This is a genomic window from Acinetobacter sp. RW6 (genome assembly GCF_041956835.1).
In the GTDB taxonomy this organism is placed as follows: domain Bacteria; phylum Pseudomonadota; class Gammaproteobacteria; order Pseudomonadales; family Moraxellaceae; genus Acinetobacter; species Acinetobacter calcoaceticus.
This window is the reverse complement of sequence record NZ_CP167121.1, coordinates 196009-212293: the sequence shown is the minus strand read 5'-3', so window position 1 is coordinate 212293 and position 16285 is coordinate 196009. Positions and strand designations below refer to the sequence as shown.

The window sequence follows — 16285 nt, the reverse complement described above, 5'->3', positions numbered from 1 at the left end:
GATATCTTGTTACAACTTTAACTTAAAATGATATCGTATTGCTCTTGCGTATATAAATTTTCGACCTGAAATTTAATGACACGGTTAATAAAATGCTCTAAATCAGCCACTGCGGGTGCTTCTGCTGTTAATAATCGGTCAATCACAGAAGGGTGAGCAACAACAGTAAAGCCACTCGTTGACTCAAATGCGCGGGTATATCGTAATATCTCACGAAATATTTCGTAACACACTGTCTCTGCTGTTTTGACAAAACCACGTCCTTGGCACGTTGGACACGACTCACACAGCAAATGTTCTAACGATTCACGTGTTCGTTTACGAGTCATTTCGACCAGACCAAGTTCTGATACCTGAGTGATTTTGGTCTTAGCGTGATCACGCTCAAGCATTTTTTCAAACTGACGCATCACCTCTTCACGGTGAGTTGCCTCTTGCATGTCAATAAAATCAATAATGAGAATACCACCCAAATTACGCAGTCTAAGTTGACGTGCAATGACTTGAGTCGCTTCCATATTGGTTTTAAAAACGGTGTCTTCAAGACTACGACCGCCAACATATGAGCCAGTATTAACGTCAATTGTCGTCATAGCTTCAGTCTGGTCAATCATCAGATAACCACCCGATTTCAAAGCAACACGTGTTTGAAGGGCCTTCTGGATATCTTCTTCGACGTTATAGAGATCAAATAGTGGTCGCTCACCTGGGTAATGAATGAGTCGACTCTGCATATTCGGAACAAATTCTTCAACAAACTCAAGAAGCTTGGCATGAATTTCTCTCGAATCGACATAAATCTTTGCAGTCTCTTCGCTTGCTAAATCTCGAATAATGCGCTGAGGTAATGGAAGCTCTTCAAAAATTAAGGAAGGAACTGCAACATCAATCTGCTTACGTTGGATGTATTCCCATAATTTACTCAGATAGCACATATCCCGTGCAATTTCTGCCTCATCCACACCTTCGGCGGCTGTACGTACAATCACGCTACCCGGCAGATTATGCTCAGATTGAATACTTTCGATAATATTACGTAGTCGCTCTCGCTCTTCTTCGGACTCAATACGCTGCGATACGCCAATATGGTTACCATATGGCATGAGAACCAGATAACGAGAAGGAATTGAGAGATCTGTACTCAGACGTGCCCCTTTCGTTCCTAACATATCTTTCATGACTTGAACGGTCAGGGTTTGACCGGGATGTAAGAGTTCAAAAACGTTTGGGGTGGGTTGTGAACGAGGCCAAACCATATCATTGATATGTAAAAAGGCTGTGCGAGATAAACCGATATCAACAAAAGCAGCTTGCATGCCCGGAAGCACTCGCACGACTTTACCCTTGTAAATATTGCCGACTAGACCGCGCTTGACTGTACGCTCGACATACAGCTCATTAACAGTTCCATTTTCGATTAATGCCACCCGACACTCCATAGGCGTGACATTAATAAGTAATTCTTCTGACATACATAAACTCAAAGCATTATAAAATTTTTATTAAAGAGTCAGAGAAGCTGTTAACTTTAACTTTGTCTAGTATTCATCGACAATGCTATTCAATTAAGAATGATAACAACACCTTATGTCTTTACTCTTTTTAATAACTGTGCAAATTCGTATAAAGGAAGTCCTACCACATTACTATAACTTCCTTGAATTTGGGGAATATATTGAGAAGCAATCCCTTGAATTGCATATCCACCGGCCTTCCCAACAGGCTCTCCTGTGGTCCAATAATCTTCCATATCTTGCGTAGTCAGATGTTGGAACTCAACTTGTGTCTGTACAACCTGACTCAACATTTGTTGTTGAGTAGCAACACATATTCCAGAAAACACGTCATGCCAACGCCCAGATAATTGTTTCCATATTTCAAAAGCATGGCTTTTCGATTCAGGCTTACCAATTATTTGGCCATCCAGCCCTAGACTTGTATCGGCAGCAATAACAATTGCTTCTGGAAAAAGTTTTAATACTGTGTGCGCTTTTTCTCTAGCTAAACGTTCAACATACTGATGAACGAGTTCATTCTCATGAACAGATTCGTCAATATCAGGGCTATAGATTTCAAAATCCAAACCCAGTTGTTGCAACAACTCCTTCCGACGAGGAGAGCTAGATGCTAAAACTATATTCGCCATTTTGCCAAACAATAATAGACGATTGGCCAAGTAATAATACTTGTCATTAATGGTTGCCAGTGTCTAGCAATCGAAAAATGAATTCCACCCATGGTCTGGGTTACCCACATAAACGCTAAATGAGCAATAATGACCAGAGTTGCAATCGTCCATAAATTACCAAAGGTTAAGATACGGCGTTCACGAATTAAAAAACGGGTAAGAAAAGTCATAATTACAAAACTTAGGGCATTGAGGCCCAAAGGAGCATCAAGCAATAAGTCTGTAAAAATCCCCATTCCAAATGCAAACCAGACCCCACACCACGTTGGCTGACATACCACCCAAAACAGCATAATCATCAACATGAATAATGGGCGCCAACCTGAAATATCGTAGGACAGCGGGTAAACCATGAGTACAGAACCCACGATAACGGAGATAATAATTCCCCATAATGGATCTTTGCGCTTTTCTCGTTTCAGTTTAGCGATTGGCATATGGCTGCTCCTTCGCTAATGAATCCGAAAAAAGTACAACTACATGGTGTCCTGTTGCTAATTGTGCTGCTGGTGTTACATCAATTTCCGCAAACTCACCTGAGTTATGACGTTTGATTTTGGCAACCGTACCTACTGCATAACCTGCTGGGAAGTGTTCACCCAAACCTGAGCTAAACACTTTATCGCCCACTTGAATATTCGCACTAGTCGGCACATATTCCATTTTCAAACGACCCAAATCACCTGTACCAGAAACAATTGCCCGCATTCCAGTGCGTTCAAGACGGACCGAAAGTGAGTGTTCTTTATCTGATAACAACATTACACGTGAGCTATGAGGATATACATTAATAATCTGCCCCATGATCCCCTTATCATCCAGAACCGTTTGACCGACCTTTAAATGGTCCATAGAGCCTCGGTTAATAATGATGATATGACGTAATGGGTCTGCATCTGTCCCGATCACTTCTGCAATCTCCATACGTCCATCAATAATTAATGGAGTATCAAGAAGACCTCGCAAACGGGTATTTTCAGCAGATAGTTCAGAAAGCTTTTGTAAGCGGACTTGAGCTTGTAAAAGCTCAGCCTGCATCGCAGTATTTTCACGACGCAGTTGTGCTTCAGATTTTGTTTGCTGATTCAGCCATTCTCTCGACAGTACTGGATAACTAGCCAATGCATAAATTGGATTATATGCAGCGTACAAGACATCCCTTGCTGGCTGAATCACATACGGCATGCGCCAATCAAAAAATAGCACAACCAAGCATGTAATGACCGCAATAATAAACGAGCGGAAAGATGGCGGCTGTCTTGAAAAAATATTCGGTTGCACCGCCTAATCCTTAAACTTAACCAACAAAAAGCATGTCATGGTTCGGATTGTCAAAGAATTCCAATACCTTACCACCACCACGGGTAACACAAGTAAGAGGATCTTCAGCAACCACAACTGGTAAACCAGTTTCTTGAGCTAATAACTTATCGAGGTTACGAAGCAATGCACCACCACCTGTCAACACAATACCACGCTCGGCGATATCAGAAGAAAGCTCTGGAGGAGTTTGTTCAAGTGCTGATTTTACTGCGCTTACAATGTTTTGTAACGGATCAGAGATTGCTTGAGTAATTTCGTCAGAAGTTACAGTAATCGCACGAGGTACGCCTTCTGCAAGGTTACGCCCACGTACTTCGATTTCTAATGTTGTACCATCAGAAACAGCCATACCTACTTCTTTTTTAATAATTTCTGCTGTGGTTTCACCAATCACGCAACCATGAGCTTTACGAACATAATTGATGATTTGTTCATCAAAAACATCACCACCGATGCGTAAAGAGTCAGCATAGACACAACCTTGCAATGAAATAATTGCAATTTCTGTTGTACCACCACCAACATCCACAACCATAGAACCACACGCCTGTTCAACTGGCATACCTGCGCCAATTGCAGCAGCCATAGGCTCTTCAATAAGACGAACATCACGTGCACCAGCATTAAATACTGCTTCACGAATAGCACGACGCTCGACCAAAGTCGATTTACATGGTACACATACAACCACACGAGGTGCAGGTGGGAACAAACGTTTTTCGTGAACTTTACCAATAAACTGATTTAACATGGTTTCAGTCACTTCAAAATCCGCAATTACACCGTCTTTCATTGGACGAATTGCAGAAATATTCGCAGGTGTACGGCCTAACATTTGTTTCGCGTCCAGCCCTACTGCAGCAACAATTTTTTGTGAACCACTGTGACGAATTGCCACAACTGTTGGTTCATTTAATATAATGCCGCGGCCTGGTGCATAAATAAGTGTATTTGCTGTACCTAAATCAATGGCTAGATCCGGCGAAAACAAGCCAATTAGTCGTTTTAGAATCACGGTTCGTTCTCAGTTAAACTTTCATGTGGATGCAAGGTGGCAACTTTAAACTAAATGTGATGATTTGAACAAGTCAATCGCTTATTATAACGCACGATATTTTGAAAATTTTTAATACTGATTAGGTGATGTTATGTCTACATCGGATGCACAGCATTCAGCAGATTTAAATGCACAAACAGTTTCAGCAATCGCCAATCTTGCTCGATTGTCGCTCAATGATACGCAATCTGCTGAATATGCTCAAAGTCTAAATAAAATTTTAGGCATGATGGAAACCTTAAAAGGCATTGATACGGAAGGCGTAGAACCTTTGAAAAGTCCTTTTGACAATCCTCAACCTTTACGTGCTGATGTGGTAACGGAAAGCAATCATCGAGATGAATACCAAGCAGTTGCACCTGCAACTCAAGATGGTTTGTATCTTGTTCCTCGCGTGATTGAATAACTTTTACTCAATTAACCCATCTTCCCTATTTTGAATGTAAAGAAATTTTACTCATGACTGATTTACATCGCTTATCAATTCGTGAACTTGCTGAGGGCTTAAGCCAAGCGAAGTTTTCATCTCGCGAACTGACTGAACACTATTTAAAACGTATTGCTAAAATTGATCCGCAAGTTAAAAGCTATGTGACGGTTACGCCGGAACAGGCGCTTGCCGAAGCTAACGCTGCCGATGCTGCATTAAAAGCAGGTAATGCAACTGCTCTAACGGGTATTCCTCTAGCACACAAAGATATTTTTTGTACTAAAGGCATTAAAACGACTGCCGGTTCAAAAATTCTAGACAACTTCATATCTCCTTACGATGCAACTGTTGTTGAAAAAACTAAAGCAGCTGGTCTTGTCACTTTAGGTAAAGTGAACATGGATGAGTTTGCGATGGGCTCAACTTCTGAAAGCTCATATGTTGGCGCAACGAGTAACCCATGGGCGCTTGACCATGTTCCTGGTGGTTCATCAGGTGGTTCTGCTGCGGCTGTAGCAGCTGATTTAGCGCCTTTTGCTACAGGTACTGACACAGGTGGTTCTATTCGCCAACCTGCTTCTTTCTGTGGCTTAACGGGCTTAAAACCAACCTATGGTCGTGTATCTCGTTTCGGTATCATTGCCTACGCATCATCACTTGACCAAGCAGGTCCAATGGCACGTTCTGCTGAAGATTGTGCTTACCTGATGAATGTAATTGCAGGTCACGATGCAAAAGACTCAACTTCTGTTAAAAAAGAAGTCGATGACTACGTTGCAAACTTAAATGGTACGTCTGTAAAAGGTTTACGTATTGGTATTCCTAAACAGTACTTCAACGTTGCAGGCTTAGATGCAGACGTAAAAGCACGCGTTGAAGAGTCTTTGAAAAAGCTTGAAGAAATGGGCGCAACGCTTGTTGAGATTGATCTCAATATGACTGAAGCCTATGTTCCAACGTATTACCTCATCGCACCAGCAGAAGCATCTTCTAACTTGTCTCGTTATGACGGTGTTCGCTACGGCTATCGCTGTGAGAACCCAGCTGACCTGATGGATCTTTACAAGCGTTCACGTTCAGAAGGTTTTGGTCCAGAAGTTCAACGTCGTATCTTAATTGGTACCTATGCTCTTTCTGCGGGTTATTACGATGCTTACTATGTAAAAGCTCAAAAAGTACGTCGTTTAATTCAACAAGACTTCTTAAAAGCATTTGAAAATGTAGACGTGATTGCTGCTCCTTCTGCACCAACAACTGCTTATAAAATTGGTGCAAATTTAAGTCCAACTGAAATGTATTTAGGCGATATCTATACACTTGCAGTGAACTTAGCAGGCTTACCAGCGATTAATGCTCCTGTTGGTTTTGATAAAGACAGCTTACCTGTCGGCTTACAGTTAATTGGTAACTATTGGTCAGAATCACAATTGTTGTCAATTGTTCATCAATATCAACAAAACACTGACTGGCACACCAAACGTGCTGCAATTGCTGAGGAGAATGCATAATGGCTGAAGCTCAAAAGTTGAAATTGATTGACGGTTGGGAAGTCGTTATTGGTATCGAGATTCACACTCAGCTTGCAACCAATTCTAAAATTTTCTCTGGTTCATCGACTGAATTTGGTCAAGACCCAAATACACAAGCAAGCCTTGTAGACTTGGCAATGCCGGGTGTATTACCTGTGCTGAATGAAAAAGTGGTTGATCTTGCGATTCGCTTTGGTTTAGGTATCGATGCCTACATCGATCAAGCATCTGTGTTTGCACGTAAAAACTACTTCTACCCTGACTCACCAAAAGGCTACCAAATTAGTCAAATGGATAATCCAATTGTCGGCTTAGGCCACATTGATATCCAACTTGAAGATGGTACGACTAAACGCATTGGTGTAACTCGTGCTCACCTTGAAGAAGATGCGGGTAAATCGATTCATGACCAGTTTGAAGGTATGTCTGGCATTGACTTAAACCGTGCTGGTACACCTTTGCTTGAAATCGTTTCTGAACCTGACATGCGTTCGGTTGAAGAAGCAGTGGCATATATCAAATCAATTCACACCCTTGTGCGTTGGTTAGGTATTTCCGACGGTAACATGGCTGAAGGTTCATTCCGTGCAGACTGTAACGTGTCTTTACGTCGTCCGGGACAGCCATTTGGTACCCGTTGTGAGCTAAAAAACCTCAACTCATTCCGTTTCATCGAGCAAGCGATCAATGTTGAAATTGAACGCCAAATGGAAATTTTGGAATACGGCGGAAGCATCGACCAAGAAACACGTTTGTTCGATCCAAACAAAATGGAAACGCGTTCAATGCGTTCTAAAGAAGAAGCGAATGACTACCGCTACTTCCCAGATCCAGACTTGTTACCAGTCATTATTGCAGATGAGCAAATTGAAGCTGCTCGTGCTGCGCTTCCAGAGCTACCTGCTGCACGCCGTGCACGCTTTATCGCAGACTTTGGTGTAACTGAGTACGATGCACATGTACTTACGCTCTCACGCGAAATGGCGGACTTCTATGAGGCTGTTGTGGCTGCTGCGGGCGGTGCTGCACAAGGTAAAGTATCTGCAAACTGGGTAATGGGCGAATTCTCAGGCGCATTAAACAAAGCAAACCTAGATTTAGCAGACTCTCCTGTTTCTGCTGAACAGCTTGGTGGCATGATTGCACGTATTGTTGATAACACCATCAGCGGTAAGATTGCAAAACAAGTCTTTGGCTTTATGTGGGAATCGGAAGGTAAATCTGCCGATGACATTATTGCGGAAAAAGGCTTAAAGCAAGAAACTGACACTGGTGCGATTGAAGCAATCATTAAAGAAGTACTTGCAGCCAATGAAAAAATGGTTGAAGAATACAAGTCTGGTAAGGAAAAAGCCTTTAATGGTCTTGTAGGTCAAGTCATGAAAGCTTCTAAGGGTAAAGCCAACCCTGCACAAGTCAATGAATTAATGAAGAAATTGATTGGTTAAGCCAAGCTAATTTCAAAAGAAAACCCGCTTTAGAGCGGGTTTTTTATCTGTTTTATAAACTTAATGAATCCACAATAAATTTTTAAACTAAAACTATACTCAACAGGTTAACCATGGAAAATAGATTATTTATTACGACTTCTTTATTGTTAATAAACTCGACAATTTTTGCTCAAGCTGCTCAAGTTCCAAAGAACGAGGTAGCACCTATTTTTAAAGCAGCAGGCTTTGCAAAAACAAAACATGTATGGGAAGGCAATTGTGATATTGGTGAAATTATCATTTATCAAGATTTGAATGGTGATGGGCGTAAAGATGCCGTTATTCAAGATAGTAGCAGCATTTGCTATGGCAATACTGGGGTTGGCTACTATATTGTTTCACAGCAAAAAGACGGAAAATGGAAACAATTATTTAGTAACTCTGGCATACCCACCTTTTTGAAAACCAAAGGTAAAGATGGCTGGCCTGATATTGAGAATGGAGGCCCGGGATTTTGTTTTGCTATTTATCGATGGAATGGTCAAGAATACGTTGTAAACCGTTATGAATATCAAGGTAAAGCTTGTGAGTTATAAAAAACAGACTCCATAAATTTTAAAGCCTCGATTTATCGGGGCTTTTTTACATCACTTATGAAACATCCTTCGACTAAATAATGTACTTTTTTCTAAAAAATGACACAGTGACTGTGCTAATTTAAATTAAGAATTTAGATAACTTATATTTTAAAAAGAGAGATAAATCATGTCTAAAAAGATTTTAATGTTAGTCGGTGACTATGCCGAAGACTATGAAACTATGGTTCCTTTTCAGTTTTTAACTGGTTTAGGCTATACCGTGCATGCAGTTTGCCCAAATAAAAAAAACGGCGACCATATTGCGACTGCTATTCATGATTTTGAAGGTGACCAAACCTATAGCGAAAAACGCGGTCACAATTTTGCTATTAACTATGATTTTGATGCAGTTAATACTGAAGACTATGTAGGTTTAGTCATTCCGGGTGGTCGTGCACCAGAATATTTACGCATGAATGAACGTGTTATCGAAATTGTGCGTGAGTTTGATCGAGTGAAAAAACCAATTGCAGCGGTATGTCATGGCGCTCAGTTACTTGCTGCGGCAGACGTACTAAAAGACCGCTTGTGTTCTGCTTACCCTGCATGTGCTGCCGAAGTAAAATTAGCAGGTGGACAATACGCAGATATTGCTGTGACCGAAGCTGTTACAGATGGACATTTAGTGACTGCGCCTGCTTGGCCTGCGCATCCAGCTTGGTTAGCGCAGTTTGTGAAAGTTTTAGGAGCAACAATTAGTATTTAGAGAAGTAAAGCATCAAATGAAATCTGTACAAGATAGCTTGATCTTGTACAGACAAATTTTATTCTATATTCAGTGAGCATATTCCTAGTTGAGCCCTTCAAGCTGCGCATCACACCCAGCCCACTCATTTATATTACGTAAATACTTTAATGGTTTAAGCTCAATTCTTTCACCATTAGACAAAATTTCTTGAACCTCCAAAGAACATTGAGCACCACCTTTATGATCAAGCAGTTCATAGTTCTTATTTGAAGTAAACTTATAAATGGCATCTACACTACAACCACGTAATTCTGCACCTGTGTGATAACTTTTATATGCACTTAAAGCAATAAAACGTTCTGCTGGTATTTTAAATTCAGCAAATTGTTCGTTTTTAGGTGGATAAGGCATATTTAACGTTTTAGGTTTGTAGCGAATGTCACCACCTAATGCGCCAATACTTTCAACTTCTGTTGACATCAAAAACTTGGGTTGCATCGAGGTCATACATCCATTTGGATATAATCTCACACTGAAATTTTGACCTTGTTGTATACGAATATTACTTGCTAAATTCGCTGCTGAATCTTGATATAATTTATGCCCTATTAGTTTTTTTGATTGGTTCACAACACCAGCAGTGCACCCTGCAAGCAGCGTAGTTAAAAGAGTAATCAATATTTTTTTCATAGGTTTATAAGAATGAACTAAAATTTGATGCAAATTTTAACAAACAGCATTACTTATACAAGGTATATGAACTGCTATTTTTTAATTTTCTTTATTTAAAGGCCTCATAGAGGACAACTTCAAATTACTCCCCTCTTAACACCCCCAACTTATTCCAAATCTCTGGGGTTAAAAACGTTGTCACCAATTTATTTAAGTCGATATAACGCAACGTGCCCTGCAACTGCTGTTTAACTGCGGGGTCTTTCACAATATCTTCACCAGCACTTTGACCTAACTGCTGAAAAGCCTCTCCAACCGCCTTAACGCCTTCTGCTTGAATTACAGCTTTAGTTTGGGTAGAACATTGCTCCACAATCACACGCTGTAAAACCTGTGCCAGTTTTTGGTCTAACTGATCTTTTTGCTCAGGTGTTACATTACTAAATGCTTTTAAATCTGGATGAGCAGCTAAAGCCGTAAATGTCCATTGAAGTACAGTGGTCTTGTCTGAAGTGGTTGTGGCCTTAACTAAACAGTCACTCAACTGATCGACCGTTGGGCCAGCCATCGCAATTTGTGTTGTACCCAGTACAACAACAGCCATACAAACTGAACGGCTCAAATGTGAAAACTTACGGCGGGCAATCGCATAAACATGACGTGACATAGGTCTAGCTCCAATAAACAATCTGTTCTTTGTATCACAGAGCGAGTGGAGTTACCTGTTATGACTCTGTAAATCGTCTACTTCTTCAAATTTATCAACTGATTTAATCCTTAACCCATTCCGGCATAATTCCATGTTTCAGGAATGTTCGGTTGTTCTGGTGCTTTATTTAAGTCAATATTTAAGTTTCTACTGCCCTTATATGATTTCTCACCTGAATCTGATGCAGGTGATACGCCTAAACTATAACGATAGCGAAATTGCCACAATAACGGTTTGATTGGACGAATATCCAGACTTAAAGAATCCTCATCATGACAATTCCCTTTGGAACTTTCATAATCTTGCTCAGAAAAACAGGCTCTGATCATCCGACTAAAACTAAATGGATAGTTCGCAATAAACTGGTGGATCTTTCCAGAATCAGTTAACTCATAAAAACTAGCACGCTCAATATTTGCACCGCCTCCTGAATACATTTCAGAAAATGAGTCGATTACAGCAATGGCATAACGGTTTAGGGTCATAGGAAAAAGCTTGGGAAAAATAAATTGCCCATCAGATGTACCCTCCTTTTGATTAGAAAGATCTACATGCCACTGTCTCAATAATTTGAGCCCCGCCGCAGAGTGATTAAATTGAATAATATCACCACCTGACAGAAGCCATAATTTCTGATCTGCTGTTTTTAAAACCCGCCATTGATCAGGATGCTCACAAATATTTTTAACTTGTATACAAACTTGGTCCTGCTCATTTTGGCTTAATTGTGTTTTTTTAAACTCTAAAATATCTAAAGTTGCAGCAAAAGCAGGATTGGCAAAACAAGCAAACATTCCAGCTACAACCAAGAAAGCTATCTCTATTTTCCTTTTAATCATTTATTCTTTTCCTAAAGATATTTTTAGTCGACCACTAAGCTATTTGACAATAGACTCAATTTTATCAAGCTCCCACACGCCCCCTGCTGCCAAACCTTTGCACATGCCTGTCCACATATCTTTCGTATGTACAAACTTTTGACCGTCCCACACCCATTCCTCACTCGCCCAGCAATCTCCAATGCCTCTTCCCTTTTGAGCGCTGCTAATAATGCCACTATCAAAATCCGATGCTGTCTCAGCTACAAATGTTGCTTTACCAGTCAAAGACTCATCAAGCACCCAAGCGCCATACCCTTCGTTATAGGCACCTCTCCAACATAGCGTAGTTGCCAGAACTTTCTCATTGGTCAGTTTATAAAGTTCAATTTCCTGCGGTTCAGCTCCATCGCTACTACCATAGATTCCTTCACAAAATCCTTCCTCTTTTGGGTTCGATTGAGCTGACATTAAACTATGATGAACAGATTGATACGACTTACTTTTTGGTTGCAACGTCAAATATGGCTTAGCCGCTGTTTTGACATGCTTTACAATTAATTTGGATTGGGCTGCCAACACTTTTGATTCATTAGCAGACCCTTTTTTGACCAAAGCACCAACCGTTCCGATACGCTTCTGAAAATCATCCATTTTTAGCAATACAGCAGTCATTCCTGCATCGGAAATCGTCCATTCATGCTGCGCATTTTTAAATATAATTTCAGTTTTCTGCTTTGACTGCTGGAGTAAAGCGTTGACCTGTGAGTTATTCAGTTTCCCCATTAATGGCAGCTCGACGCCATCCACAATGACAGTGCCTAAATCTTTGCCATTCACATAAAAGTGGATATTTTTAAGCTGACTTGAAGGCAAACTTTGCTCATAGTCTGATAAAGCAAATTCAGCCTGTACAGCTTGCTTTGGGCCTGCTTTACGTACTAATAGCAGCGACGCTGGATTATCACCATTTTCTTCATTTTGATACCCTGCGGCCTTACATTTTCCCGTATTACTGCAAGAGATTTCCCACTCTTGATGTGAAAATGAAATGCCTTTTATGTCTTGAGCAAAACTATAAGAACTCATGGCTGATAAACAGCAGATTGAAAGCATTTTTTTCATTTTTTCATGTCTCTATAGATCTGTTTTTATTATTAAGTTAAAAACAGTATAAAATTTTGGGTTACCGTCTAGTTTAAAAGAATATGCTAGGTTGATATAAAATTTAAATGATTACTTTTTAAAAATGAAAAAACTATATTTTTTACTATGTGTCGCGTTAGTGAGTACAGCTTCAATTACACATGCCGAAGTAAAAAGCTTTACTCCTCATTTCCCAAAGTTTTATAGCTCAGCTGCAACCCGAAAAGCAGATAATCAGTTCTACGCTCTCGGAGAAGCAAAATTTTTAAACGGCGTTACGGTCCCATTTTATGGTGTTACTGCGCTGAGTCCAACAGATGATGGTTTGCTTAAAGATTTTGAAAAATGCACACTAAAAAATTGCCGCTTTAATTTTAAGCTTGATGCTCATCATGCCAAGCAGCTTAAGCTTCTTGCATTACCTGAAACAGGGTTAGTGCTTGTGCCTAGAAATTGGCAAGATGTGCAAGCAAATGCAGGTGCTAATGGAACTGGTTTTGCTCTAATAATGAGTCCAGATCAAAAACAAGCGATAGAGCTTTATGATTCTTCATTTTGTGTTGGATGTGGATTGCCAAATGCAACGCTCTATTTTCCAGAACTGTTAAAAGAAAGTATTGAAAATGAGTTTGGTGGATATAAAGACCCTAAAAAACTGATCAATACTGTTCATCCCTCTAAGAAAATAGCTTTTTTTAGTTATCAAATTCCCCAAATCAACAATAAAACACATGGTATTGCGAAATATTATGACGAAGACACGTTTAACTATAAAGAGATTCAAGTGACCTTAGGTAAATCGCAACAGTCTTTAGTTGGCCCTATTCTCAACTTTTATAACGCAACTCATTAAAACAAAACTCATAAAAAAACCCGCTTTCGCGGGCTTTTTTTACTTATGTAATATCGATTCAAAGGCTTTTAAACGCTTATAAATCGAAAGTAATTCAATAATTGTTTTCCATGAACTAATTAAGTATTGGAAAGATTCACGTACACGTCCAAATACATTTGCAATTTGTTGAATTAAACCTAATGTGAGCTTACCAGCAGCAATTGATGGGAAAAGGACAACCAAGTTATACAAAATATCAAGTTGTCCATACCAAATCGCCGTCATATTAAAATATGCATAGTGGAAATAAAGTCGGAAATAGTTTTTACGTACGTTACTGAATAACTCACGCAAGGTAGCAGGTTTTGCGCGGTCTGCATGGTCTTCGCCATAGACGAGTTCTTTACGATACGCCGCTTCTACTTTTTGATTATTAAATTGAAGGCCTGGTAATTTTACACCTACTACCATTAACAGAACAGTACCGAAAATTGACCAGACTATTGCCGCCCATACTAACGAATGATCTAACTCTCCAATAATTGGTAATGTAGGAACGTGTTTAGACAGTTGGAATAAAATAGGTAAAAAAGCAATAAGTGTAATAATTGCCTTTACCAGCTCAACACCCAAATCTTCCAAAATAGTTGCAAAGCGCATCGTGTCTTCTTGTACACGCTGTGAGGCACCTTCAACATGGCGCAGTTGCTCCCAGTGCTCAGTGTAATATTCATTCATTGCCGTACGCCAACGAAATACATAATGGCTGGTAAAAAAAGCATTAATCACAGCCAGAGTTACAGCCACCATTGCAATATAAAGAAAGACTAAGGTCTCGCTATAAAGTGCCGAAAGATTTCCCCCACCATTCGAAAGCATTTTTTGAATTAAATCCCAAAATGGCACATACCATGCATTAATCGCAACACTGACCTGAACAGCAAACCAGATATTAAACAAAATAAATGCCGAGCCCCATATAGACCAACGCTGCCATGGATTATTGGAAATAATTTTCCAAAAGCCAGCAAAGAGAGCGGTAGAGACTAAAAACCAAAGATAAAACCATAAAAAAGCAGGTGACCAAAAACGGTTTACACCAACTGGTAATTCAGCTTCACCATAACCATGAGGAAAGCCTAGATACTCACCCCAGTGATCTCCGCCTGTGTACCAGAGCACCATATTTAAAGCGAGCCAAATGACCGCAGATATAAAGAAATATCGTGGTGATGGAAAAAATGATTTGAACATTGAGCGCGGATATCCTTATATTTCTTCAAATTTACAATGAGGAGAATACTAAAACCTAAACCTTAAAATTGTGAAGAATAAAGTTTAGAGAATTGTCAGTTTTTCTCGTTTCATTGAAGGATTTGATCGTTTTTTTGTAAATTCATCCCTTTTGAGCAATTTAATCCATTTAAATTGCCTTGTATATGACCCTCGATAGAGCCATATACGGCTTTTATAACACAGCAATATCAGAGATTAAATCTCTTCTTTACGAACAATATAACCTTCCAACTGCATTGCCTGAATGAGCAAATCTAAGTCTGAGGCGCTTTTAAGCTCAACGTCAACACTTACGGCACTTTCTTTTGCACGACTTGTTGCCGCAAAGCGCTCATGGCGTAGTTCATAAATATTACCGCCTTGCTCAGCAATAATTGCGGTTAAACGAGCTAAAGCACCTGGATTATCCGGCAATTCAACACGAATACGGACCATACGACCTGTACGCGTTAAATGACGTTGTAATACTGAAACCATAACGCGTGTATCAATATTGCCACCAGACAGCACCACACCCAATTTATGGCCTAAAAATAGATCGGGACGCGACATAATTGCAGCAATACCTGTTGCACCTGCCCCTTCACATACTGTTTTTTCAATATTGAGTAACAACGCAATTGCCTCTTCAATCATGTCTTCGGTGACAACCACAATATCGTCGACATATTCTTTAGCAACTTGAGTTGTAAGCTCACCCGGAGTTTTTACAGCAATACCTTCAGCAACTGTAGAACCCATTGAAACTGCATGCTGATAATTGCACAGTAGTTTTGCCATACTTGGGTATACAACTGATTGCACCCCAATAATTTTAATCTTTGGATTTATGGCTTTGGCAGCAATCGCAATACCTGAAATTAGGCCACCACCACCAATAGGTACAACTAAAATGTCTAGATCAGGTACAGCTGCAAGCATTTCAAGCGCAATAGTCCCTTGACCTGCAATAATTTCTGCATCATCGAATGGGTGGATAATCGTTAAAGATTCTTCTTGTGCAACACGGTGCATTTCAGCAGCAGCTTCTGAGAAGTCTTGTCCATGTAAAATCACTCGTGCCCCATATTCACGCACTCGCTGTACTTTTACATTAGGTGTAGATTTCGGCATCACGATGGTCGCTGTTACCCCTGTGCGCTGAGCATGATACGCTACGCCTTGTGCATGATTGCCTGCCGAAGCTGCAATAACACCATGTTGTTTTTCTTGGTCAGATAAACACAACAGTTTATTCAGTGCCCCACGCTCTTTAAAAGAAGCTGTAAATTGTAAGTTTTCAAATTTCAGCCACATTTCAGCCCCTAAGGTTTTAGAAATGGTTTCTGAGAAAACAAAAGGAGTTTTTACGACTAAACCTTCCAAACGCTCTGCGGCAGCATGAACATCATCTAATGTTGGAAACCCATTTTTAACCTGTTGCTGTATCATTTATCTAGTCAGCCTCAATACATTACAAATCAATTATTTTTTAAAAATGACCTCAATATTTCATATTGGTCATCAGAGTTTTCAGCATATCCAAC

General features: G+C 40.0%; 17 protein-coding genes. 6 read left to right on the top strand and 11 right to left on the bottom strand.

Annotation, left to right across the window (positions count from 1 at the left end; translation table 11 throughout):
- Positions 1–17: 17 nt before the first annotated feature.
- From rng to ACB088_RS01040, 5 genes are all read right to left on the bottom strand, one after another.
- The gene (gene rng / locus ACB088_RS01060) at positions 18–1472 is read right to left on the bottom strand and encodes a ribonuclease G (protein WP_005036381.1); all 1455 of its coding nucleotides are present in this window, start codon (positions 1470–1472) and stop codon (positions 18–20) included.
- 113 nt (positions 1473–1585) lie between these two features.
- A complete protein-coding gene (locus ACB088_RS01055; protein ID WP_375037772.1) occupies positions 1586–2146 on the bottom strand; it encodes a Maf-like protein in 561 nt (186 codons plus the stop codon).
- On the bottom strand, positions 2134–2625 hold the full coding sequence (gene mreD, locus ACB088_RS01050) for a rod shape-determining protein MreD (protein WP_003655328.1): 492 nt from the start codon (positions 2623–2625) through the stop codon (positions 2134–2136). The genes ACB088_RS01055 and mreD overlap by 13 nt, the downstream gene beginning before the upstream one ends.
- Positions 2612–3469, bottom strand: a complete 858-nt coding sequence (gene mreC, locus ACB088_RS01045) for a rod shape-determining protein MreC (RefSeq protein ID WP_092708854.1) — start codon at positions 3467–3469, stop codon at positions 2612–2614. Before mreC ends, mreD begins: the two co-directional genes overlap by 14 nt.
- A gap of 16 nt (positions 3470–3485) precedes the next feature.
- On the bottom strand, positions 3486–4526 hold the full coding sequence (locus tag ACB088_RS01040) for a rod shape-determining protein (RefSeq protein WP_004789315.1): 1041 nt from the start codon (positions 4524–4526) through the stop codon (positions 3486–3488).
- Between the two features lie 133 nt (positions 4527–4659).
- Here ACB088_RS01040 and gatC point away from each other — a divergent pair, with 133 nt between their 5' ends.
- From gatC to ACB088_RS01015, 5 genes are all read left to right on the top strand, one after another.
- Positions 4660–4974: an Asp-tRNA(Asn)/Glu-tRNA(Gln) amidotransferase subunit GatC gene (gatC, locus tag ACB088_RS01035; RefSeq protein ID WP_000107699.1), complete on the top strand. Its 315-nt coding sequence runs from the start codon at positions 4660–4662 to the stop codon at positions 4972–4974.
- Positions 4975–5027: 53 nt separating this feature from the next.
- Positions 5028–6506: an Asp-tRNA(Asn)/Glu-tRNA(Gln) amidotransferase subunit GatA gene (gene gatA, locus ACB088_RS01030; protein WP_375037770.1), complete on the top strand. Its 1479-nt coding sequence runs from the start codon at positions 5028–5030 to the stop codon at positions 6504–6506.
- Positions 6506–7975 (top strand): Asp-tRNA(Asn)/Glu-tRNA(Gln) amidotransferase subunit GatB, encoded by a 1470-nt coding sequence (gene gatB / locus ACB088_RS01025; protein WP_132071654.1) that lies wholly within the window; start codon positions 6506–6508, stop codon positions 7973–7975. Before gatA ends, gatB begins: the two co-directional genes overlap by 1 nt.
- A gap of 113 nt (positions 7976–8088) precedes the next feature.
- Positions 8089–8553 carry a hypothetical protein gene (locus tag ACB088_RS01020; protein WP_199990729.1) on the top strand — a complete coding sequence of 155 codons (465 nt, stop codon included), beginning with the start codon at positions 8089–8091 and terminating at the stop codon, positions 8551–8553.
- A gap of 169 nt (positions 8554–8722) precedes the next feature.
- The gene (locus ACB088_RS01015) at positions 8723–9301 is read left to right on the top strand and encodes a DJ-1/PfpI family protein (RefSeq protein ID WP_017392506.1); all 579 of its coding nucleotides are present in this window, start codon (positions 8723–8725) and stop codon (positions 9299–9301) included.
- 84 nt (positions 9302–9385) lie between these two features.
- On the opposite strand, the gene ACB088_RS01010 is transcribed toward ACB088_RS01015, so the two are convergent.
- The 4 genes from ACB088_RS01010 to ACB088_RS00995 all read right to left on the bottom strand — a co-directional run bounded on the left by ACB088_RS01010 (position 9386) and on the right by ACB088_RS00995 (position 12607).
- A complete protein-coding gene (locus tag ACB088_RS01010) occupies positions 9386–9973 on the bottom strand; it encodes a hypothetical protein (protein WP_375037769.1) in 588 nt (195 codons plus the stop codon).
- A 124-nt stretch (positions 9974–10097) separates the two neighbouring features.
- Positions 10098–10622, bottom strand: a complete 525-nt coding sequence (locus ACB088_RS01005; RefSeq protein ID WP_375037768.1) for a hypothetical protein — start codon at positions 10620–10622, stop codon at positions 10098–10100.
- A gap of 110 nt (positions 10623–10732) precedes the next feature.
- On the bottom strand, positions 10733–11503 hold the full coding sequence (locus ACB088_RS01000) for a hypothetical protein (protein WP_375037767.1): 771 nt from the start codon (positions 11501–11503) through the stop codon (positions 10733–10735).
- Between the two features lie 39 nt (positions 11504–11542).
- Positions 11543–12607: a DUF1176 domain-containing protein gene (locus ACB088_RS00995; RefSeq protein WP_375037766.1), complete on the bottom strand. Its 1065-nt coding sequence runs from the start codon at positions 12605–12607 to the stop codon at positions 11543–11545.
- Positions 12608–12731: 124 nt separating this feature from the next.
- On the opposite strand from ACB088_RS00995, the gene ACB088_RS00990 reads away from it, so the two are divergent.
- Positions 12732–13481: a DUF4850 domain-containing protein gene (locus ACB088_RS00990; protein ID WP_375037765.1), complete on the top strand. Its 750-nt coding sequence runs from the start codon at positions 12732–12734 to the stop codon at positions 13479–13481.
- A gap of 39 nt (positions 13482–13520) precedes the next feature.
- Here the strand turns inward: ACB088_RS00990 and sbmA are convergent, their stop codons facing one another.
- Both sbmA and ACB088_RS00980 read right to left on the bottom strand, forming a co-directional pair.
- Positions 13521–14717, bottom strand: coding sequence for a peptide antibiotic transporter SbmA (sbmA, locus tag ACB088_RS00985; RefSeq protein ID WP_375037764.1), 1197 nt, complete (start codon positions 14715–14717; stop codon positions 13521–13523).
- 237 nt (positions 14718–14954) lie between these two features.
- Positions 14955–16190 carry a threonine ammonia-lyase gene (locus tag ACB088_RS00980; protein ID WP_045435365.1) on the bottom strand — a complete coding sequence of 412 codons (1236 nt, stop codon included), beginning with the start codon at positions 16188–16190 and terminating at the stop codon, positions 14955–14957.
- Positions 16191–16285: the final 95 nt, after the last annotated feature.